The sequence below is a fragment of the Proteus sp. CA142267 genome (genome assembly GCF_003336825.1).
Taxonomy (GTDB): Bacteria; Pseudomonadota; Gammaproteobacteria; order Enterobacterales; family Enterobacteriaceae; genus Proteus; species Proteus terrae.
Genome location: NZ_QPMG01000005.1, coordinates 58,703 through 81,500, shown reverse-complemented (window position 1 = coordinate 81,500; position 22,798 = coordinate 58,703). Strand labels below are relative to the sequence as shown.

Annotated in this window: 15 protein-coding genes and 1 riboswitch; of the genes, 10 read left to right on the top strand and 5 right to left on the bottom strand. The window is 39.0% G+C overall.

Annotated features, from left to right (window positions below; translation table 11 throughout):
- Positions 1-54: 54 nt before the first annotated feature.
- The 4 genes from C0T34_RS10425 to thiB all read right to left on the bottom strand — a co-directional run bounded on the left by C0T34_RS10425 (position 55) and on the right by thiB (position 5,785).
- On the bottom strand, positions 55-2,409 hold the full coding sequence (locus C0T34_RS10425; protein WP_109850133.1) for a DNA polymerase II: 2,355 nt from the start codon (positions 2,407-2,409) through the stop codon (positions 55-57).
- A gap of 88 nt (positions 2,410-2,497) precedes the next feature.
- The gene (gene thiQ / locus C0T34_RS10420; protein ID WP_098941979.1) at positions 2,498-3,199 is read right to left on the bottom strand and encodes a thiamine ABC transporter ATP-binding protein ThiQ; all 702 of its coding nucleotides are present in this window, start codon (positions 3,197-3,199) and stop codon (positions 2,498-2,500) included.
- Positions 3,192-4,772 carry a thiamine/thiamine pyrophosphate ABC transporter permease ThiP gene (gene thiP, locus C0T34_RS10415; RefSeq protein ID WP_098941980.1) on the bottom strand — a complete coding sequence of 527 codons (1,581 nt, stop codon included), beginning with the start codon at positions 4,770-4,772 and terminating at the stop codon, positions 3,192-3,194. The genes thiQ and thiP overlap by 8 nt, the downstream gene beginning before the upstream one ends.
- Positions 4,772-5,785: a thiamine ABC transporter substrate binding subunit gene (gene thiB, locus C0T34_RS10410; protein ID WP_109850132.1), complete on the bottom strand. Its 1,014-nt coding sequence runs from the start codon at positions 5,783-5,785 to the stop codon at positions 4,772-4,774. Before thiB ends, thiP begins: the two co-directional genes overlap by 1 nt.
- Positions 5,786-5,849: 64 nt before the next feature.
- Positions 5,850-5,947: riboswitch (TPP riboswitch) on the bottom strand.
- A 112-nt stretch (positions 5,948-6,059) separates the two neighbouring features.
- On the opposite strand from thiB, the gene rppH reads away from it, so the two are divergent.
- The 7 genes from rppH (at position 6,060) to C0T34_RS10375 (ending at position 12,558) form a co-directional block, all read left to right on the top strand.
- Complete coding sequence (rppH, locus tag C0T34_RS10405; RefSeq protein WP_098941982.1) at positions 6,060-6,590, top strand: RNA pyrophosphohydrolase; 531 nt, start codon at positions 6,060-6,062, stop codon at positions 6,588-6,590.
- An 8-nt stretch (positions 6,591-6,598) separates the two neighbouring features.
- On the top strand, positions 6,599-8,845 hold the full coding sequence (gene ptsP / locus C0T34_RS10400) for a phosphoenolpyruvate--protein phosphotransferase (protein WP_098941983.1): 2,247 nt from the start codon (positions 6,599-6,601) through the stop codon (positions 8,843-8,845).
- A 79-nt stretch (positions 8,846-8,924) separates the two neighbouring features.
- Positions 8,925-9,815 carry a prolipoprotein diacylglyceryl transferase gene (lgt, locus tag C0T34_RS10395; protein ID WP_098941984.1) on the top strand — a complete coding sequence of 297 codons (891 nt, stop codon included), beginning with the start codon at positions 8,925-8,927 and terminating at the stop codon, positions 9,813-9,815.
- Positions 9,816-9,860: 45 nt separating this feature from the next.
- On the top strand, positions 9,861-10,712 hold the full coding sequence (locus tag C0T34_RS10390) for a thymidylate synthase (RefSeq protein ID WP_098941985.1): 852 nt from the start codon (positions 9,861-9,863) through the stop codon (positions 10,710-10,712).
- Between the two features lie 240 nt (positions 10,713-10,952).
- Entirely contained in the window at positions 10,953-11,462 is a 510-nt protein-coding gene (locus tag C0T34_RS10385) for a potassium:proton antiporter (RefSeq protein WP_226892354.1), read from the top strand.
- Positions 11,456-12,100: a prepilin peptidase-dependent protein gene (locus C0T34_RS10380; RefSeq protein ID WP_109850131.1), complete on the top strand. Its 645-nt coding sequence runs from the start codon at positions 11,456-11,458 to the stop codon at positions 12,098-12,100. Before C0T34_RS10385 ends, C0T34_RS10380 begins: the two co-directional genes overlap by 7 nt.
- Complete coding sequence (locus C0T34_RS10375; protein ID WP_098941987.1) at positions 12,097-12,558, top strand: DUF2509 family protein; 462 nt, start codon at positions 12,097-12,099, stop codon at positions 12,556-12,558. The genes C0T34_RS10380 and C0T34_RS10375 overlap by 4 nt, the downstream gene beginning before the upstream one ends.
- Positions 12,559-12,768: 210 nt before the next feature.
- Here the strand turns inward: C0T34_RS10375 and C0T34_RS18135 are convergent, their stop codons facing one another.
- A complete protein-coding gene (locus C0T34_RS18135; RefSeq protein WP_162556824.1) occupies positions 12,769-12,936 on the bottom strand; it encodes a hypothetical protein in 168 nt (55 codons plus the stop codon).
- Here C0T34_RS18135 and recC point away from each other — a divergent pair.
- The 3 genes from recC to recB are packed head-to-tail and all read left to right on the top strand — an operon-like array spanning position 12,903 to position 22,798.
- Entirely contained in the window at positions 12,903-16,286 is a 3,384-nt protein-coding gene (gene recC / locus C0T34_RS10365) for an exodeoxyribonuclease V subunit gamma (protein WP_109850129.1), read from the top strand. The two genes, C0T34_RS18135 and recC, sit on opposite strands and share 34 nt — an antisense overlap.
- Positions 16,287-16,301: 15 nt before the next feature.
- Positions 16,302-19,190: a pitrilysin gene (gene ptrA, locus C0T34_RS10360; protein WP_109850128.1), complete on the top strand. Its 2,889-nt coding sequence runs from the start codon at positions 16,302-16,304 to the stop codon at positions 19,188-19,190.
- Entirely contained in the window at positions 19,187-22,798 is a 3,612-nt protein-coding gene (gene recB / locus C0T34_RS10355; protein ID WP_109850127.1) for an exodeoxyribonuclease V subunit beta, read from the top strand. The genes ptrA and recB overlap by 4 nt, the downstream gene beginning before the upstream one ends.

Below are 22,798 nucleotides of genomic sequence, written 5' to 3'. Positions count from 1 at the left end.
GGGGCGTTATGTTAATAGATGCAAAGCAAACCGTCACCTGCAAAATGACACAACTTAAAATGAGAGTGTCATTTGCCCATTTAACAAGGTTGAAAAATCATCTTGTATAAAAGGTAGGATTGCATCTGCAATAGGCATTAACTGCTTGTTGATATAGTGCTCGTAATCAGGTGCAGCGGTAATGTACTCTAATGGTTCAGGCCCCAAGAGGGTAATTATATAACTAATCCAACCGCCTTGCTGATATTGTTGAGGTCTATTTTTGGATAAATTGTATTCATCCGCTTTACGTGCTGCTTTGACATGAGGGGGGACATGGTGCTGATATTCTGATAATTTTCGACGTAACCGTTTACGATACACTAATCTCTCATCATATTTTCCCGCAAGTGTATCTGCGACATAATCACGAATAAACTGCTGATAAGGTTGCTGATGAAAAATGCGCGTATAAAGCTCTTGTTGAAATTTCTGAGCGAGAGGCGTCCAATCTGTTCTGACGGTTTCTAATCCTTTAAACACCATTTTATCATTGCTGAGTCCGGCGTAGCGTTTCTTGCTACCTGTCTCCATACCTCGAATAGTGGGCATTAAAAAGCGACGATAATGGGTTTCGTATTCTAGTTCTAATTTGCAATCGAGTTGGTAGTTTTCAAAAAGATGTGTTTTCCACCACTGATTGACATCTTGTACTAGCTGATACCCAATCTGTTGTGCTTGTTGTTCTGTGTGAGGTGATTTCAGCCAAACAAAGGTTGAATCCGTATCACCATAAATAACTTGATAACCTTTGGCTTCAATTAATTCTCGTGTTTTCTTCATAATTTCATGGCCTCGTAGCGTAATGGAAGACGCTAAACGAGGATCAAAAAAGCGACACCCCACAGAGCCTAAAACACCATAAAAAGCGTTCATAATAATTTTGAGTGCTTGAGAGAGTGGGGCATTTTTATGTAATTTCGCGTTATCTCTTTCATGCCAAATTTGCGACACAATAGCGGGTAAGCAGTGTAGTTTTCGCGAAAATCGTGCCTGACGAAATCCAGAAATAGAAAACTTTTCATCAGGTTGGTGCATTCCTTCAATCATTCCTACGGGATCGATTAAAAAAGTACGAATAATAGAGGGATAAAGGCTTTTGTAATCAAGCACAACAACAGAATCATATAAGCCGGGAGCCGAATCCATGACAAAACCACCGGGGCTATGCTCTTCGGGTTTTTCACCTTGGTTAGGCGCAACATATCCAATGCGGTGCATTGAAGGGAGATAGAGATGTGTAAACGCAGCCACAGATCCTCCGCTTCTATCAACGGAAAGCCCCGTAACACAAGCTCTCTCCAATAAGAATGCCATAAGAGATGTCACATCAAAGATACGGTTTACTAAGACACAGTCTTGCCAATTATAATAAGCTAGTGCGGGCTTATCTTCTTTAAAGCGTCGATTAATTTCGTCCATTCTGGCGTAAGGTGTATCGATGGCTTTACCTTCACCTAACAGTGTTTGAGCAACAGATTCGAGGCTAAAAGAGGGAAAATTCCATGTCGCCATTTTTAATGCATCGATACCATCGATAATTAAACGACCTTGAGCCGAAGCAAAAAAATGACCTTTTTTAAATCCATGCTCTCGCCATTCTAATGGACTGTGTTGGCGACCTAATAATAAACTGATGCCATAACGTTGGGCATGTGTGTACAAAATACGCAGATCGAATTGGATCAAATTCCAACCGATAATTGCATCAGGATCGTAATGTTGCATCCACTCATTTAACTTTTCAATTAAACGCAATCGGCTACTGACATAACATAAGCGATAACCTTCCGGTTGTTGACTTTCGCTTTCTATAGGTAACTCATCAGTAAGCATAAACACTACATTATCACCACAGCCTGCAAGCCCAATAGAGTAAAGCTCACCAAATTCACTAGTTTCGATATCTAAAGAGATAGCTCGAAGTGCAGGGCGATAATCTGGTGCTGGTTTTAATGTCGTAATATTATTTTGCTGATAACGAAACCAAACTGGTGCGGTGATAAATCGCTCCATCATATAACGTTCATGAGGGCGGATATCCGCTTCATAAAGGCGAATATGGTGCTCTTTAAGTTGTTGCTCAAGTTGGATAAGTTGGCGGTATTGTTTGCAATAAACGCCAAAGACGGGCTGCCTTTCGAAATCTTTTAAATCGAGAGGGCGAATTTCAATATCAGGATTTTTATTAATGAGAGAACGCAAAACAGTTTCATGTTGGCGGGCAACAAAGCCAATTGCGCGTTGCATAGGAACAGTAATTTTACGCGGACCATTATCCGTAGCCAGCCAATAAGAGACGACAATACCTTTCGATGTGTCGCTCCAGTGACGAGTAAGAATAAAGCCTTGTTCCGTATGACCAATCATGAGCACCTAATAAACACCAATAATTCATTAAAGATGTGTTTATTATAGTCAATATAGTGGTTATTTATACAGTTAATTTTGGCTGAGATTAATTAAACGGAATACCTAAAATAAGTGATTGATCCACTTCACCATTTATTAGTGATTGTGTATTTCCATCATACACAATCATACCGTTATCTATCACAATCGCTCTTGGGGCGATTTTTGCTGCATCTTCTAAGCTATGAGAAACCATCAATAAGGTTAACGCTTTTTCACGGCAAAGTTGCTCGAGTAGTGCTAACATCTCAATGCGTAAAGCAGGATCGAGTGCAGAAAAAGGCTCATCAAGTAACAAAATAGGTTGTTCGCGAACGAGGCAACGTGCAATAGCAACCCGTTGACGCTGACCGCCTGATAATTGAGAAGGTACACGTTCAAGATATTCACTAAGCGCTACTTGCTCTGCTCGACTCTCTAATAACGCTTTTTGATCTTCAGTCAGCTTTAATCCCGGATTTAATCCCAAGCCAATATTTTGCCTTACAGTCAAATGAGGGAATAAATTATTATCTTGAAATAACATAGAAATAGGGCGTTTTGCTGGTACTGTTTTTGTATGATCTTGCCCGTTAAGAAACAGGTTTCCCTTTTCTGATGGCAAAAAACCAGCAATTAAACTGAGTAATGTACTTTTACCTGCACCACTTGGGCCTAATACAGCAATGCGTTCTCCTGCATTAACCGTTAGATTAAACAAGAGATGTTGGTGTTCATAGGTGTAAGCAAGGTGCTCTAATTTAATCATGAGATTTTCCAGCTAATCGTTCTATTAGGCTAAAAAGAGAGAAGCAAAGTAGTAATAAGATCATGGCTGTTACTGCACCATCTTGTGTGTGATAAGCGCCAATTTGCTGATAAAGATAGAAAGGCAATGTTCTAAATGTTTCATTACCAAATAGGGCAACAATACCAAAATCACCAATAGAAATAACACAAGCAAAGGCAAGCGCTTGTGAGATTGGTTTTTTTAATGCACGTAGTTCTATCCAACGAAGTCGGTTTATTCCTTGCAAATTCAGCGACTGACATAAAAGGCCATAACGTGAAGCGATATCATTCATCGGATTTTCCAACACTTTTAAAGCATAAGGAATGGCAATCAATGCGTTGGTCAAAATCACTAAAATATAAGGTGATTCAGGTAATCCGATCGTATTGTTTAATAACAGAAAAAAGCCTGTTGCCAACACAATGCCTGGCATCGCTAGAATAATCAAACCACTCATTTCCATGGCTTGTCCGGCTTTTTTAAAATGGCGTAAGCGAAGTTCTCGGCTACTCCATAGCAACATCATCGTTAATACAACACAGACAACACCCGCACCAACGGCAATAATTAGTGAAGTTGTAAAAGCTTGCCAAAGTATAGGCTGTTGTATAACACGTAGAAATTGGCTATTAAGACCATCAGTGATCACGGCCAAAATGGGCGGCACTAAAAAAAGGATCGCAAGAGTGATAATTAAACCATCAGTTATTTTGCTAAAGAGTGGATCATAGGGATCACGCCAAGGCTGCTTTTGATTGTTTCCCACAAAAAGAGTGCCTTTTAGCTTTTGGCTGATAAGCACTAAGCCTAAACAACAAAAAAGCTGGATCAGGGCTAAAAGCGCAGCACGATGTAAATCGTAGTCATAACTTAATGCTTGATAAATAGCGAGTTCAACCGTTGTTGCTGCGGGGCCTCCACCTAAAGCCAACACAGTAGCAAAGCTTGCAAAGCAGAGCATAAAAATCAGTGATGCTGTGGGGAGCATTTGTCGCCATAAATAAGGGAATTCCAGAAAGCGAAAACGTTGCCAGCCATTCATGCCTAATTGTGAGGCTAATTGGCGTTGCTCTGATGAGATGCTTTCAAGTGCTTGTAATAGCATTCTGGTTGCTAATGGCATATTGAAAAAGATGTGAGCTAATAAAATGCCTTGCAAACCATAAGGCGTAAATTGGTAGTCGATCCCTAGCCATTCACAAATTTGAGCAATCCATCCTACTCTGCCATAAACCGTTAAAATGCCAAAAAGGGCGACTAAAACTGGTAACACAAGGCTCATGGCACATAGGCGTAAAAACAGTGTTCGCCCTTTAAATTGGCGTCGATAGAGTGCTTTGGCGAGCCAAATAGCAGGTAATATTGAAAATAGGGCGGATAAAAAGGCTTGCCAGAAAGTAAAACGAACGACATGCCATAAATATTCATCAGCAAAAATCGAGGACAGCTCACCACTTGGTGCATTAAACCACAATGCGCCAAATGACAATAACGCCACGATAAGCAATAAACCCGAGGCACACAGCCCCGGGATAAGCCATCTTCCCATTAGCGACTAACCGCAGATTGCCAATTACGCGTCCATGTTTGGCGCTCTTTTGCGACAATTTCTGCATCAAATTGCAATGATTTTTCAGGTTTAGGCATTAAAGAATAGACCTCTGGCAATGGCATATCTATAACAGGATACATCCAATTGGTAGTCGGTATAGTTTCTTGGAATGCAGGGGTTAACATAAACTGCATAAATTGCTGTGCTAGTTCAGATTGTTTGCTCGATTTAAGTTTTGCGGCAACTTCGACTTGCAAGTAGTGTCCTTCATCAAAAATCGCTGCCGCATAGTTATCTTTTTTGTCTGCTAGGATGTGATAACCTGGAGATGATGTGTAACTCAGCACAAAATCACCTTCACCTTTTAAGAATAAGCCATAAGACTCACTCCAACCTTTAGTGACGGTCAATGTTTTTTCTGACAATTTTTTCCATTCAGTCGCGGTGTTTTCAGGATAAAGTGACTGCATCCATAGCATTAAACCTAAACCAGGAGTACTGGTGCGAGGATCTTGATAGAGTATCTTCCATTTTTCTTTGCTGTTTAGCAGTTCGGCCATGCTTTTGGGCGGATTTTGGATACGGTTTTTATCATAAATAAAAGCAAAGTAACCGTAGTCATAAGGCACAAAAGTATCGTCAGTCCATTTTTCAGGTAAGGTGAGTTTAGATGTATCGATATTACTTGGTGCGAAAAGCCCAGTTTCTTTTGCTGCGTGGATCAAATTGTTATCTAATCCTAAAATAATATCCGCCTTACTTTTATCACCTTCCATACGTAAGCGATTAAGTAGAGACACACCATCAGACAGGGCAACCAGTTTTAACTCACAATCACATTGTTGTTCAAACGCTTTTTTTATTGCAGGTCCTGGCCCCCAATCTGCGGTAAATGAATCATAAGTGTAAACAGTGAGTGTGGGTTTTTGTGCTAAAGCTTGAGTCGAAAAAGTGCTCATAATACCTAGTGCGCCGAGCAGGAAAGTAAAGCGAAGTGATTTAGTTAACACGTTTAGTTCCTCAGTAAAAGTCAGGTAGGATCTGAGGAGTGAGGATGGCAAACCAATAAGTATTGCAACATCCTGACTCAAATCCCTACGCCAGTATTAGCTGGATCAGGTTCCACGAGTTTTTCTCAGCCTAGAAATAGAAAGGCACCCCGTTGAGACTTTCCCATTGTAGATAAATACGCGCGCCATGCAAAGTCTGTTGATAGAGGTTTACCGTCTGTGAGTAGTATGAAACAATGAGTTATCTTTCAAATTTGGTTATTGAGGTAGTCTAGTGATCGATGATGATGGCTACCGCCCGAATGTAGGGATTGTAATTTGTAATCGGCAAGGGCAAGTGCTTTGGGCTCGTCGCTATGGGCAACATTCATGGCAATTTCCTCAAGGAGGGATTAACCCTGGAGAATCGCCAGAGCAGGCAATGTACCGAGAGTTGTTCGAAGAAGTTGGGTTAAGTCGCAAGGATGTCAAAATTCTTGCCTCCACACGTAACTGGTTACGTTACAAGTTACCTAAGCGTTTGGTGCGTTGGGACACAAAACCTGTTTGTATTGGACAAAAACAGCGTTGGTTCCTTTTGCAGTTAACAAGTAATGATAAAGACATTAATGTTCAACAAAGCAAAACGCCAGAATTTGATGGCTGGCGTTGGGTGAGTTATTGGTATCCTGTTCGACAAGTCGTCTCTTTTAAACGCGATGTTTATCGGCGTGTCATGAAAGAGTTCGCACCAGTAGTCATGTCATTGCAAGAACAAGTGTCTTTACCGCGTCCATCGTATGGATATCGGCGTAAAAGGTATTAGATAACACTATGCTGACACGTTTGCGAGAAATTGTAGAAAAAGTGGCTATGGCAGCTGGGCTTCCAGAAGCGCTTGAACTCTTAGTCAAGGAAACGTGTCAGGCAATGCACACGGATGTGTGTTCTATTTATCTTGCCGATAAACAACGTAGTTGTTTTTATCTTATGGCGACCAAAGGGTTAAAAAAACCTAGAGGGCGAGCCGTTAGCCTTTCATTTGATGAAGGTGTTGTTGGTGAAGTGGGGCGTCTTTCAGAGCTTATTAACCTCGCTGATATTCGTGAACATCCTAGCTTTAAATACCTTCCTCAAGTTAAAGAAGACGATCTCCGCGCTTTTCTTGGTGTTCCTATCGTTTATCGTCGCCAACTCCTTGGTGTATTAGTCGTTCAGCAAAAAGAGCGTCGCTTATTTAATGAGAGCGAAGAATCTTTTATGGTGACGCTGGCGACACAGCTTGGTGCCACATTATCGCAAGTACAAACTAAAGGACTTTTTGGACAATATCGTCAAAGTCGTATTAAAGCACTTTCAGTTTCTACTGGCGTGGTCATGGCTTATGGCTGGCAAGAAGTCTCTCAACCTGTCCTTGAAAATGTTTTTAAAGCCAGTGCTCTTGATATAAAAGCAGAATTAAATCGACTTACGGTGGCTTTAGAAGATGCTACCGCAGAATGTCGCCGCTTTAGTAAGCGCTTTATGGCGAATGCACAAAAAGAGAGTGCCGCCATTTTTGATCTCTATTCGCATTTACTTAACGATCCTCAGCTCAAACATAAAATGACCGCAATCATTACACAAGGGTATGTTGCGGAATGGGCGGTTAAAGTGGTGGTTGAGAAAGTTGCAGCCCAGTTCTCTAGCCTGAAAGATGGTTATATGAGAGAGCGAGCTTCTGATCTTAAAGCATTAGGGCGCCGGTTATTATTCCATTTAGATGATGATCTTAGCTCAACCAATATTTGGCCAGAACGTTTTATTTTGGTGGCTGATGAATTAAGTGCAAGTTTATTGGCAGAGCTACCAGAGCAACAGCTTGCTGGTGTAATTGTTCGAGATGGTGCAACTCACTCGCATTCTGCCATTCTTGTTAGAGCAATGGGTATACCCGCAATTATGGGTGCGGATATTCAGCCTGAGCTTTTACATAATCGAATGCTTATTCTTGATGGTTATCGTGGTGAGATTTTTATCGAGCCCGAGCCTTTTATTACTCAGGAATATAAACAAATTATTGATGAAGAGAGCGTATTAAGCCAAATTGCAGAAGAGCAGCTTGAACAGCAAGCGGTTTTAAAAAATGGTGAGACAGTTAGCGTTCAACTGAATGCGGGATTAAATATAAAGTATGAACAACGCATTAGTGTGGGAATTGATGGCGTTGGTTTATATCGAACAGAAATCCCTTTTATGCTACAAAGTGGTTTTCCTTCAGAAGATGAACAGAAAAATCGCTACCGTGAGATCCTCTCTTTTTTTCCTGATAAACCCGTTGTCTTGCGTGCTTTAGATATTGGGGCTGATAAGCAACTTCCTTATATGCCAATTAATGAGGAAAATCCCTGCTTAGGTTGGAGAGGAATAAGAATATTGCTCGATCAACCTGAAATTTTCCTTATTCAGCTACGTGCAATGCTAAAAGCAAACCTCGAATTTAAAAATTTGAAAATATTGTTGCCGATGGTGACAAGTATTGATGAAATTGACGAAGCAAGAACATTGCTACTACGAGCATGTGATGAAGTGAGTCGAGAACTAAAATGTGAATGTGTTCCACCTCCGTTAGGTATTATGCTTGAAGTGCCTTCATTGGTGTTTATGCTGTCACAATTAGCTAATCGGGTTGATTTTATCTCCGTTGGAACAAACGATTTGACTCAATACTTACTTGCAGTCGATCGTAATAATACCCATGTAGCATTACTCTATGATAATTTGCATCCTGCGTTATTGCGTTCACTGAATTTGATTGCAACACAATGCCAATATTATCAGTTGCCAGTGAGTGTTTGTGGTGAAATGGCGGGTACGCCAATCGGGGCATTGCTGTTAATAGGGCTCGGTTTTAGGCAGTTAAGCATGAGTGGTCGTAGTTTACCTAGGGTAAAATACTTATTGCGCCATCTTGATCCTGTGATGTTAGAGCTTTTTATGCAACGGGTGTTGCAAGCTGAAACGGCAACAGAAATCAAAAAATTGTCTTCTGAATTTATGGAACGGCAAGGATTAGGTGGATTAATTCGCGGAGGTATCTAGTAGGCCTTCGTATAAGCCTTTTCTATGTTGGTAATAAATGACCAGCATAGAAATTATTGATTAAGTGAAGTAGGGAATAATGAGTATAAGCTACCTTAAATTTCCAGAGATTGATCCCGTTATGTTCTCTATTGGGCCAGTGTCATTACATTGGTACGGTATGATGTATTTAGTTGGGTTTGTTTTTGCCTTATGGCTTGCAAACCGTCGAGCTGCAAAACCGAATAGTGGTTGGGCTAAAAATGAAGTTGAAACATTACTTTATGTCGGTTTTGTGGGAGTGTTTATCGGTGGTCGTTTAGGTTATGTTTTATTCTATAACCTACCTGTCTTTTTAAATGATCCTCTTTACCTCTTTAAAGTATGGGATGGCGGTATGTCGTTCCATGGTGGTTTAATTGGGGTAATTTGTGCCATGATTTGGTTTGCTAAACGTACTAAACGTAAATTCTTCCAAGTGGCAGACTTTGTTGCACCATTAATTCCATTTGGTTTAGGGTTAGGCCGCATTGGTAACTTTATTAATGGTGAATTATGGGGACGCGTTACATTTGATACGCCTTGGGCTTTCTTATTCCCAACCTCACGTTCTGCAGATCTTCAACTTGTTGCCCAAGATCCAGCAACACTACTGCCAATCATTCAAGAATATGGGGTTTTACCTCGTCACCCATCACAGCTTTATGAAATGCTATTAGAAGGTGTGGTGTTATTTATTATTCTGAATATCTTTGTACGCAAAAGTCGCCCAGTAGGTAGTGTGTCAGGCTTGTTCCTTATTGGTTATGGTGCATTCCGTATTATTGTTGAATTCTTCCGCCAACCAGACGCACAACTAGGATTATTTGGTGGTGTGAGTATGGGACAAATACTTTCAATTCCAATGATTTTATTGGGTATTATTTTTATGGTATGGGCTTATCGTCAAGATAAAAAGACACCACAAAATCCAACACCTGCTCACAAATAGTGTGAGATAAATTTTTTACTATTAGCTAATTACAAGAGAGACAACATGAAGCAGTATCTGGCATTGTGTCAACGCATTATCGATGAAGGGCAATGGATTGATAATAAACGGACAGGAACCCGTTGTTTAACGGTGATTAATGCTGATCTGGAATATGATGTTGCAAATAACCAATTTCCACTGATAACGACACGTAAAAGCTTCTATAAAGCTGCAATTGCAGAGTTGTTAGGGTATTTACGCGGTTACGACAACGCAGCACAATTTCGTGAAATTGGTTGCAATACATGGAATGCAAACGCTAATGAAAATGGGGCATGGCTAAATAACCCTCATCGCAAAGGTGAAGACGATATGGGCCGTGTTTATGGTGTTCAAGGACGCCAATGGCAACGTCCAGATGGTTCCCATTTTGACCAACTACGTAAAGTGGTAGATGACCTCTCTAAGGGGGTAGATGATCGTGGCGAAATCGTAACGTTCTATAATCCAGGTGAAACTGAGCTAGGTTGTTTGCGTCCTTGTATGCATACACACACATTTTCATTAGTGGGTGATACGCTTTATTTAACCTCTTATCAACGTAGCTGCGATGTGCCATTAGGTTTAAATTTCAACCAAATACAGTGCTTTGTATTATTAGCGCTGGTGGCTCAAATTACAGGGCATAAGCCGGGTAAAGCATTTCATAAGATAATCAATGCACATATCTATGAAAATCAATTACCACTGATGCGAGATGTACAACTAAAAAGAGAGCCATTGCCGTTACCAACATTACATATCAATCCAAAAATCAAAACGTTGGAAGATATCGAAACATGGGTAACAACGGATGATTTTATCGTTGAAGGCTATCAATGCCATGAAGCGATAAAATATCCATTTACGGTTTAATTTTTCTTTTGTATTTTGTATTTAAAGCCTCTGTTTAGTGATAAACAGGGGCTTTTTATTTCTATTATTAACTTTAAATTCAATAAATTAATGCTAGTCATCAATTATCATTGATGACTATTTTTTTGTATTTGTTCTGAAAATATTGTTACTGCGTCATTGTTCGAAAAAAAGACTCTCTTTTGTTTATCTTACAAAGGTTTAGCTGCATCCTCATCGCAGGCTCTAAAGGAGAACAAAATGAACAGTGACATGGAAATAAGCCTAAATAGAAAACTTGAACAAGAGAATGAATTTGGGATAAGCCTGCTTGAAATGCTTATTGTCATGATGATTACCTCGATTTTAAGTTATTTATCAATTACGACCTATCAGCAATTTACCCATCAACGTCAATTGATACATAGTGTGCGAGAAACTATAGCCTTTCTTTCTTATCAGCGACAACAAGCGCTACTGTTTAATATAAAGATTAAAATATCACTTCATTTATCGCCCAGTAATCAAGTTGTTGCTATTCCTTTTCCTTTGCGACATTTGCCTGAAAAACAAATGATTTTTCAATTAGCGCCAGGTATTCAACTTAAACAATCAACAGTCTCAAATTTTACGTTTGGGGGTATCCGTCAAACCTTAAGACCAATGAGTTTTGTGCTTCAAAGTTCAGAAGGTGAAGTGAAAGTTGTTATTTCATCTTTAGGCAGAATAAGAGCATGTAGCCAGACAATTAAGGTATTTTCGCCATGTTAAAGCGATCAATATTTTCATTTTCATCTGGCATGATGCTGATGGAATGTCTTTTTGCCATAGCAATTAGTGGGGTTCTATTTCTTTGTATTAGTCGAGCTTACCCCCAAATAATGAACACTTTGATCCATTGTTATCAACAATACCAGTTAGATATTTTTTTAAGAGAACGGTTATTGGTACTAGAAACACAACTAAGGCGCACTGGGTATTGCTACGGTGATTGTACCTATGCATTGCAGTCAAGGAAGTTTCACACTTCACCATTAAAAATAGGTCAGTATTCTTATCAAGAAAAAAACTCCTGCATTATTTTCGCTTATGACGTAAACAGCAATGGTCGATGGGATGCACCTTCTTCAAGAGAGAGTGATTATTTTGGTTATCGGCTTAAAAATGGGCAATTGGAGCAATTAAGAGGAGTACAAGATTGTACTTCTTCAGGATGGCAACGATTCTTTGAAAGTCATGAGATTGAAGTGACGGAGTTTATTTTACGCCCTTATTCAAGGCAACATCTCATTAAAGATAAACGACTTTTTTATCTTTCAGTCTCTTTAAAATTTCATTTAAAACAATCTCCTGCTGTGAAATCACATTATAAGAATGACATTCGGTTAAGGAATGTGACCACGTTATGAGTCTTGATTCAATTCACAATAAAAGTGAGCAAGGATTTGCAAGTTTGCTTGTCGTAATGGGATTTATTGTTATGAGCTTATCAGCACTTGGAAGTTTTGCTTATTATTACAGACAGTCTCAACAAATAGTGATGCAAGAACTACAAGCACGACAAGCTTTTTTATTTGCTGAATCCGCATTGGTGTGGGGAATAAAGCTGGATTGGGGAATTTCGTCGTCACAGTTAAATAAATGGCAATGCCGTCATTTTCATGCAAATCCTAAAATAAAAAGCTGTTTATTTTTGCTCTCTTTGGAAAAGGGCTTATTACAAGGACAAGCAGAAAGCTTAAAGGGTTATAAAATATATCATTATCAATGGGTTGATTTGTCGAAGGACAAAAATAAATCTATTGTTGCACATCCAAAAGGATGGCTAGATTATTGCCCATTAGTGCATAAGGAGTGTGAGTTATAGCTAGCATTCGAAATAAATCAGAAAATGGCTCTATTTTACTTAATACAATGTTTATACTACTGTTTTTTAATATTAGTTTTGTCGCTATTATAGGGTATAGTCAATCATTAAAAGCTGACTTTCAGCGGTTAATTCAAATTCAGCAGACAGGGCAGGAGCTTTTTGTTTTATTTGAACAAATGTCTGAAATATCACCTGACTATTTTGCTTCTAACCGAAAAATAATGACACGCTCACTTTTGCAGTCTGAAGATTGTCAGCAAATAGAAGGTTATGTTGCCAATCATGCATTACCCACACTAAAGCTATATTACTGGTCATGCTATTAATAAAATGAGGATCTGATGTTTCATATATACCACTCAAATCAGTTGTCATTACTAAAGTCACTTATGGTGCACTTTATGCAGACCAGACCACTTTCCTCTCCTTTTGAACAAGAAGTGATCCTTGTACAAAGCCCCGGAATGTCTCAGTGGTTACAAATCCAGCTTGCCGAAAGCTTGGGTATTGCTGCTAATATCCGTTATCCATTACCAGCAACCTTTATTTGGGAAATGTTTACTCGGGTATTATCAGGTATACCTAAAGAAAGTGCTTTTTCTAAAGATGCCATGACATGGAAATTAATGGCCTTACTTCCTGAATTTTTACCTCATGAAGAATTTAAACCCTTACTGCATTACCTTGATGATGATGAAGATAAACGTAAACTTCATCAGTTAGCTGGGCGTGTGGCTGACTTATTTGACCAATATTTAGTTTATCGTTCAGATTGGCTAATGTCGTGGGAAAATGATGAGTTAATAGAAGGATTGAGCGAAAATCAACGCTGGCAAAAAATATTGTGGGTAGCATTACAGCAATACACAAAAGATCTTAATCAGCCTCAATGGCACCGTTCTAATCTTTATCAACAATTTATCTCTACATTAAATAACGCAGATGAAGGGGAGCTTCAGCACTGTTTTCCTCCTCGTATTTTTATTTGTGGAATTTCAGCATTACCTCAAGTTTATTTGCAGGCGTTACAGGCTATTGGGCGTCATACCGAGATCTATTTACTTTTTACCAATCCTTGTCGTTACTATTGGGGAGATATCCAAGATCCTAAATTTCTCGCTCGCCTTAATAGTAGAAAACCACGCCATTATAAACAATTACATGAATCGCCTTGGTTTAAAGATGAAAAAAATGCTTCTTCGTTATTTAATGAAGAAGGCGAACAAAGTATTGGTAATCCGCTATTAGCGTCATGGGGAAAATTAGGTAAAGATAATCTTTATTTCCTCTCAGAACTAGAATATACCGATGTGTTGGATGCGTTTGTTGAGATCCCAAGAGATAATTTACTTCATCAATTGCAAGCGGATATCCTTGATTTAGAAGATTTTTCGCAATTGGGTACAACACTTGTAACTTATGAGTGTAGTGAAGATAAACGTGTGATTTCGCCAGATGATCATTCACTGACTTTTCATGCCAGCCATAGTCCACAGCGCGAAGTGGAAGTGTTACAAGATCAATTACTGCATTTGTTAGAGCAAGATCCTGAATTACTACCGCGTGATATTATTGTGATGGTTGCGGATATCGATAGCTATACACCTTATATTCAAGCAGTGTTTGGTAATGCGCCTTCAGAACGTTATCTTCCTTTTGCTATTTCAGATAGAAAAGCACGTCAAGCACACCCTGTATTACAAGCCTTTATTACGCTATTAGAACTTCCTCAAAGTCGTTTTACAGCAGAGCAAGTGTTAGCCTTACTTGAAGTGCCTGCGTTAGCTGGGCATTTTTCTATTTTTGAAAGTGAATTAAAACTGCTACGCCGATGGGTGGATGAGTCAGGTATACGCTGGGGATTAGATGATGAGAATGTGGCTTCATTCTTATTACCCATTACGGGTAAAAATACGTGGGAGTTTGGCTTACTGCGCATGTTGCTAGGCTATGCGATGGAAAGTGAAAACGGTCCTTGGAAAGGCGTTCTTCCTTACGATGAATCCAGTGGATTAGTCGCTGAACTTGCAGGTCATCTCGCTGATTTTCTTTATACATTAAGTGATTGGCGTACACGTTTGAATGAAACTCGTTCATTAGAAGCATGGCTAGAAGTTGGGCAACAATTAGTTGATGCCTTTTTTGAGTCTGATGAAGAAACGGAATTAGTGTTAGCGCTTATTATCCAACAATGGCAAAAAGTGATTGAAAACGGATTGAAAGCGCAATATCAAAATGAAATTCCGCTAGTGCTTATTCGTGATGAATTAACAGTACGGTTTGATGATGAAAAAATCAGTCAACGCTTTTTAGCAGGTAGTATTAATTTCTGTACATTAATGCCTATGCGTTCTATTCCCTTTAAAACTGTATGTTTATTAGGTATGAATGATGGTATTTATCCTCGTAATATTCAGCCGTTAGGGTTTGATTTAATGGCGGAAAAACGCCGTCGTGGTGATAGAAAACGCCGTGATGATGACCGCTATTTATTCCTTGAAGCGCTTAGTTCAGCTGAAAAATACCTTTATATCAGTTATATCGGAAAATCGATACGTGACGATCGAGAATGTAATCCATCAGTCTTAATCAAAGAATTACAAGATTATATTGGGCAAAATTTCCGTTTACCAGAGGATGGTGAACTCAATGTTGATGACAGTGCGACTCGTGTAAACCAGCGTTTATTAACACAACATAGCCGTGTTCCTTTTGCTCAAGAAAATTTCCGTATAGACGCTTCCTTTCGTTCTTATGCCTCTGAATGGCTGCCTGCTGCTAGTGGGCAAGGGGAGGTTCATCAAAGTTTTATCGAACCGCTTAATGATGATGGCACAATAGATAAAGTCTCTGTTGATGCACTGGCACGTTTTTATCGTCATCCTATTCGTGCTTTTTTCCAACAAAGATTAAAAACAAATTTCGTTATTGAAGAAACAGAATTACCCGAAGAAGAGCCATTTGTGATCAATGTGCTTCAACGTTATCTATTGAATCAATGGTTATTAAAAGCATTGATTGATCAAACCTCAACAGAAGCACTGTTTGAGCGTATCAAAGCAGCAGGGCAACTTCCTGCGAGTGCATTTGGTCAAATCTATTGGGAGCAACAAATAGAAGAATTACTTCCTTTAGCTGAAAAGATAAGAAGTGAACGATTAGCTACACATTCTGTCACATTAGAGCAAAGCTTTAGTGCAATACCATTGATTGGTCGTTTAAATGAGGTACAAGCTGATGGTTTATTACGTTGGCGACCTGCCAGCTTAACAGCTAATGACTTATTGCAACTTTGGATTGAGCACCTAGTTTATTGCTTGAAAGAGGGAACTGGCGAGAGTCGGTTTTACGGTAGAAAAGAGACTCAATGGTGTTTATTACCGGTTGATCCTGAGTTTGCCTATGCAACATTAGACAAGTTAATCAGTGACTATAAACAAGGGTTAAACAGCCCATTAGCGTTATTTGCGAAAAGTGGCTGGGCTTGGTTGCAAGCTTGCTATGATAAAAAATCACAAGAGTTTTTACTTGATGATGAAGAAACACTTGAAAAAGCAGAATTAGTGCTGATGCAACATTTAACGGGTAGCTATAATCGAGATGGTGAAATGAGTGATATGTATGTTCAGCGTGCTTTTTCTCAATTAGACGAACTTTTTTTACAAACGGTCAAACAGACGGCATTAACCATATTTAAACCAATAATTCCATTTCTGAAAAAATAAGGGAGCTCATATCAGATGAGAAAATACTTCTCGCAACTATGGATCATGTTGCTATTGATGCTAGTGAGTATCAACAGCTTTGCTGCTGATCCTCTCTGGCAAGTATTGCCTGATAGCATTGAAAAAAGTGAGAGCGATCCACGCCAATATCAAGCGATTAAACTACCTAATGAAATGACTGTATTACTGGTTTCTGATGAAAAAGCAGTTAAATCATTAACGGCTGTTGCATTACCTGTCGGAGCATTAGAAGATCCAGATAGTCAGCAAGGTCTTGCACATTATTTAGAGCATATGGTGCTAATGGGATCGGTGAAATATCCTCAATCAGGCAGTATGTCTGAATTCTTACAAAAGAATGGCGGCTCTCATAATGCGAGTACAACGACTTACCGCACTGCATTCTATTTAGAAGTAGAAAATAGTGCCATTAATGAAGCGGTTGATCGCCTTGCTGATGCTTTAGCTGAACCTTTACTTGATCCTAAAAATGCAGATCGTGAACGTAATGCAGTTAATGCTGAATTAACAATGGCGCGCGCACGCGATGGCATGCGTTTTTGGCAAGTAAGAGCAGAAACTTTAAACCCAGCACATCCAAGTTCTCGTTTTATGGGTGGGAATCTAGAGACATTAAGTGATAAACCAAATAGTAAGCTTCAAGATGAATTGATTAAATTCTATCAAACACACTATTCTGGCAATTTAATGAATGGTGTTATTTATAGTAATAAATCACTTGATGAATTATCTAAATTAGCCTCAGAGACTTTTGCTCGGATCCCGAATAAAAAGGCTGACGTACCTGTCACGACAGTACCTGCAATGACGGATAAAGAAAAAGGGTTAATGATCCATCTTGTACCTGCTTTACCGCAAAAAACCTTACAGATTGAATTTGGTATTGATAATAATGTCGCCGATTTTCGTAGTAAATCTGATGAATATATTGGCTATTTAATCGGTAATCGTAGCGCGGGAACATTGGCAACGTGGTTACAAGATCAAGGCTTGGCTGAAAGTATTAGTGCCTCTTCAGAGCCTTATATCGATCGTAACCAAGGCTCATTTACGATTTATGTCGCGTTGACAGATAAAGGATTAGCGCAAAAAGACAAAGTGATTTCCGCTATCTTTTCGTATATTCGTTTAATTCAAACAGAAGGTATCAGTCGACGTTACTTTGATGAAATTGCAAATGTATTAAACCTCTCATTCCGTTATGGCTCTATTGTAAGAGATATGAATTACATAGAAGGTATTTCGGATATGATGCTGCGCTATCCAATCAAAAATATCTTAGATGCAGACTATATTGCTGATAATTATGAACCTTCAGCGATCCTTTCTCGTCTTGACTCTCTTATACCAGAGAAGGCTCGTATTTGGGTGATAAGTCCTAATGAACCTTCTAACAAACAAGCCTATTTTGTTAATGCCCCTTATCAGGTGGATAAAATCACAGATAAGCAATTAAAAACATGGCAAACATTATCGGATGACATTTCATTATCACTGCCAGCACTTAACCCTTACATCCCTGATAACCTTTCACTGATTGATGCGGACAGCAAAATCATCAAACCACAATTGTTGTGGCAAGATAAAAGCGCTCGCTTATTTTATATGCCATCACACTATTTTTCTGATGAGCCTAAAGCTAGTGTGACATTGAGTTTAGTGAATAAGAAATCAGACATTACCGTTAAGCAGCAAGTGACACAAACCTTAACGGACTATCTTGCTGGTTTAGCATTAAGTGAATTATCTTATCAAGCTTCTGTTGCCGGAATGAATATCTCATCCTCATCAGGACAAGGTATTGATTTTTCAATAAATGGATATACACAACATTTACCAGAATTAGTTAATGCAACACTAAAAAGCTATATGAGCTTTGAATCAACTCAAGAAGAGCTAGATCAGGCTAAATCTTGGTATCGCGAACAACTTGAAGTGACTCATAACTTAAAAGCATTTGAAGCAGCTATGCTGCCGGCTCGCCGATTAAATACGATCCCGTACTATGAAGAAGCTGATAAAATCAAAGCATTAGAGTCAATTACACTACAAGATATTATTGATAATCGCCATGAAGTCATTAAAAATGCAGCACTTCAAGCATTGATTATTGGTAACTTAACGCCAGAGCAAAGCCGTGATATTGCTAAATCTGCACACGAATTATTAGGTAATCAGGGCACAGAATATTGGATCGGCGAAACATTAGTATTCAATAAATTAAATGCGGTTGAATTCCAAAATAAATCGAAGAGCACCGATAACGCGTTAGGTGAGCTTTATATTCCAACAGGTTATAGTCGCCTTGAAGGTCAGGTCATTTCTTCAGTACTAGCCTCAGTTATCAAACCTTGGTTCTATGATCAATTAAGAACAGAAGAGCAACTAGGTTACGCTGTATTTGCTTACCAAGGCACTATGGGCGAGCAATCAGGTATCGGCTTTTTACTACAAAGTAATGCAAAACCACCTGTCTACTTGAATGAGCGCTATAACGCATTTTATCAGCAAGCTTACGAACGTTTGAAAAAAATGAACGAAGCTGATTTTAATCAGTATAAACAAGCGATTATTACCGAAGTTAAACAGCCACCTCAAACATTCTATGAAGAAGCTTCTCTTTATCGAAATGACTTCCATCGTAATAACTTAAAATATGATGGCCGTGAAAAATTCTTAGCTGAACTTAATAAGGTTACATTAAAACAAGCTATTGAGTTTTATGAGAAAGCAATTATAAAACCTAACGGATTTATTTTTGTCTCTCAAGTTATTGGTAAAGATGGCACAGATGCTGATTATGCAGAAAATAAACAATGGAAACGTTACACCACAGTAAGTGAATTACAAAAAACTTTACCTGTTGAGGAAATTAAAGAGTGAGTGAAGTAATACAGGCACAGCCATTAAACCCGTATACGCTTCCTCTGTACCAAAGACGCCTCATTGAGGCGTCTGCAGGAACAGGAAAAACTTATACAATAGGGTTGTTGTATTTACGGTTGCTTCTTGGATTAGGCGGAGAGTCAGCATTCTACCGCCCTCTCAGTGTTGAAGAGATTTTAGTTGTGACATTTACGGATGCGGCGACAGATGAATTACGAGCACGTATTCGTAAAAATATCCATGAACTAAGACTTGCCTGTATCCGTCATGATGTTGAAAGTAGTGATAATACGTACCTCGAGTTACTCAAACAGATCCCTAATAAAGAGCTAGCTGCACAGTGGTTGCTAGAAGCTGAACGCCAAATGGATGAAGCGGCTATTTACACTATTCATGGCTTTTGTCAGCGTATGTTGGCGAACAATGCATTTGAATCAGGAGTCTTGTTTGAACAAGTTTTGATCCAAGATGAATATGAACTCAAAAAACGGGTATGTGCTGACTTCTGGCGTCGCCATTGTTATCCACTTTCTTATGATGTTGCTAATGCAGTAAGCCAGATTTGGTCTGGCCCGGAACAACTGCTTTATGAAATACAGCCTTATTTACAAGGTGAAATGCCTGAAATCGAAGGTGTGGCATTAGATAGCGAAAATGAATCAGTAAAAGAGCGTCATCAAGCGGTTATCGAAGCAATTAATAACGTTAAAACTCGTTGGAATGAACATCATCATGAAGTTGAAGCATGGATAACCGCTTCAGGTGTTGATAAACGTAGTTACAGCAGTCGTTTCTTACCTAAATGGATTGAAGAAATCACTTTGTGGGCGTCAACACTAGAAACGAAAAGCTATCAATTACCTGATTGTTTAGCTCGTTTTTCTCAAGAAACATTGAATGAGAAGGCCACTAAAGGTCCGGCACCAGAGCATATTCTTTTTGTTGAAATTGAACGATTAACGAAGCAGAGCCTGACTTTACGTGATGTTATTTTGGTCAATGCGATCCCTGAAATACGCCAAGGTATTGAAAATGAAAAAATGCGTCGTGGCGAAATGGGGTTCGATGATTTATTAACACGTTTAGATAGAGCATTGAAACGTGAAGGTGGTGAAGCTTTAGCGCAAGCCATTCGTGAACGCTATCCAGTTGCAATGATTGATGAATTCCAAGATACAGATCCCCAACAATATCGTATTTTTGATGCGATTTATGGTGAGCATGAAAACAGCGGTTTGTTGTTTATCGGTGATCCCAAACAGGCAATTTATGCTTTCCGTGGTGCAGATATTTTTACTTATATCCAAGCTAGAAAGCAGACCTCTCATCATTACACATTAAACACTAACTGGCGTTCTGCCCCGGGTATGGTGAATGCTGTTAACAAGCTTTTTATGCGTTCCAATGCCCCATTTTTATTTGAGCATATCCCTTTTATTGAAGTAAGCTCGGCTGAAAAAAACCAAGACATGGCTTTTATTTACCATGATAAACCGATCCCTCCTTTTAATTTTTGGCTTGCTGAAGGTGAAAGTGTTTCTACGGGAAATTACGAACAAATCATGGCTGCACAATGTGCTGCACAAATTCGTGATTGGTTATCAGCAGGGGATCAACAACAGGCTTGGCTGATTGAACAAGGTACAAAAAAATCGGTTACATCTGCTGATATTATGGTGTTAGTGCGTAGCCGTAGAGAAGCAGTACTTATTCGTGACGCACTGAATTTGCTTTCAATACAATCAGTGTTTTTATCCAATCGTGAAAGTGTATTTGAAACCAATGAAGCTAAAGATCTACTTTGGTTATTACAAGCAGTGGTAACACCAGAGAAAGAACGTGTTTTAAGAGCATCTTTAGCCAGCCAATTATTTGGTTTCAGCGCAAAGCAAATTGATGATCTGAACTGCAGTGAGGAACGCTGGAATAGCTACGTAGAGAAATTTGCTGATTATTATGTACTATGGCAAAAGCGTGGCGTTTTACCCATGTTGCGTAAAATCATGATGGATAATCAAATTGCAGAAAATTTACTCGCAAGTATTGATGGTGAGCGTCGGCTTACAGATATCATGCATATTGGTGAATTATTACAAGAAACATCATTACAACTTGATAGTGAACACGCTCTTATTCGTTGGTTAGCACAACAAATTTCTCATCCCGATGCGCAGTCTGAAAGCCAACAAATGCGCTTGGAAAGTGACCGAAACCTTGTGCGAATTTGTACTATCCATAAATCTAAAGGCCTTGAATATCCTATCGTTTGCTTACCTTTTGCTTGTAATTATCAAGAGCAGAAAGGGGCGCTTTATCATGATAGAGATAAGTTTTACGCAAAATTAGATATTTTTAGTCGACCTGAAAGTTTGCGCTTAGCGGATGAAGAACGCTTAGCTGAAGATTTACGCTTACTTTATGTAGCATTAACACGATCAAAATTCTGCTGTTATGTTGGTGTTGCTCCTCTTGTTAAGGGAACTAAACGTAAGTCAGGACTTACCGATTTGCATAAAAATGCTTTAGGGTATTTATTGCAGCAAGGCGAAGAGGGTAATAGTGAATTATTGCATCAATCAATTCATGCTTTATTAGATGATAATATCAGTGTAACAACGCTTGATAATATGTCTGCACATCGTTATCAGCCTCAATTAATGGCTGAAACAAAACTTGAGGCCGCAATATTTAAACGCCAGATCCAGGATAACTGGCGTATAACGAGCTATTCAGGGTTAACCTATCAACATTCAAATCGTAGTTATCATTTTGACTTAGGTGATATTGAGGCTTTGGTACAATCTATCGCACCAAGGCTTGATACAGATGCTAAAGGTGAGAAGCAACAAGGAGAGGTTGATGAAAATTCGATTCATCATTTCCCTCGTGGTGCAGTAGCAGGAACGTTCTTACACAGTTTGTTGGAAGTATTAGATTTTTCACAACCTGTTGATGAACTGTGGATGCAAGGACAATTGACTGCCCAAGGTTTTGATGAAAAGTGGGCTCCTCTTTTAGTTTTATGGATGGAAACGCTGTTTCATACACCTCTTAATCCTCAAGGATTGTGTCTTGCTGATATCCCCAAATCACAACAACTTGATGAATTACAATTCTATTTACCTATTGAGAAAGAGATATCATCAGCCCAATTGACTCAATTAATTAGCCAGTTTGATCCTCTATCAAAATGTTGTCCGGCTTTGCAATTTCAACAAGTAGAAGGAATGCTTAAAGGCTTTATTGACTTAGTCTTTTCTTGGGAAGGTAAATACTATGTTGTGGATTATAAATCGAACTGGTTAGGTGAATCGAGTGAGGATTACACACAAGAAGCGATGATGAATGCAATGATGGATCATCGCTACGACTTGCAATATCAACTCTATACCTTAGCGTTACATCGTTTTTTACAACAGCGCATCCCTGATTATGATTACCAAAACCACTTTGGTGGGATTTATTACCTCTTCTTACGTGGTATAGACAAAGCACATCCCGGAAATGGAGTTTATGCCTATTTACCCGATGAAGCTTTTGTTTTGGCGCTAGATTCACTATTTGCAGGTAAAAGTAGCAAACTCGATGTAGTCAGTGAGAAATAA

Excerpts from the sequence above, each read along its gene's own strand:
- C0T34_RS10425 (WP_109850133.1), bottom strand. The coding sequence starts at position 2,409 with ATGATTGGTCATACGGAACAAGGCTTTATTCTTACTCGTCACTGGAGC.
- thiQ (WP_098941979.1), bottom strand. The coding sequence starts at position 3,199 with ATGATTAAATTAGAGCACCTTGCTTACACCTATGAACACCAACATCTC.
- thiP (WP_098941980.1), bottom strand. The coding sequence starts at position 4,772 with ATGGGAAGATGGCTTATCCCGGGGCTGTGTGCCTCGGGTTTATTGCTT.
- ptsP (WP_098941983.1), top strand. The coding sequence starts at position 6,599 with ATGCTGACACGTTTGCGAGAAATTGTAGAAAAAGTGGCTATGGCAGCT.
- lgt (WP_098941984.1), top strand. The coding sequence starts at position 8,925 with ATGAGTATAAGCTACCTTAAATTTCCAGAGATTGATCCCGTTATGTTC.
- C0T34_RS10390 (WP_098941985.1), top strand. The coding sequence starts at position 9,861 with ATGAAGCAGTATCTGGCATTGTGTCAACGCATTATCGATGAAGGGCAA.
- C0T34_RS10385 (WP_226892354.1), top strand. The coding sequence starts at position 10,953 with ATGAACAGTGACATGGAAATAAGCCTAAATAGAAAACTTGAACAAGAG.
- C0T34_RS10380 (WP_109850131.1), top strand. The coding sequence starts at position 11,456 with ATGTTAAAGCGATCAATATTTTCATTTTCATCTGGCATGATGCTGATG.
- C0T34_RS10375 (WP_098941987.1), top strand. The coding sequence starts at position 12,097 with ATGAGTCTTGATTCAATTCACAATAAAAGTGAGCAAGGATTTGCAAGT.
- recC (WP_109850129.1), top strand. The coding sequence starts at position 12,903 with ATGTTTCATATATACCACTCAAATCAGTTGTCATTACTAAAGTCACTT.
- C0T34_RS18135 (WP_162556824.1), bottom strand. The coding sequence starts at position 12,936 with ATGACAACTGATTTGAGTGGTATATATGAAACATCAGATCCTCATTTT.
- ptrA (WP_109850128.1), top strand. The coding sequence starts at position 16,302 with ATGAGAAAATACTTCTCGCAACTATGGATCATGTTGCTATTGATGCTA.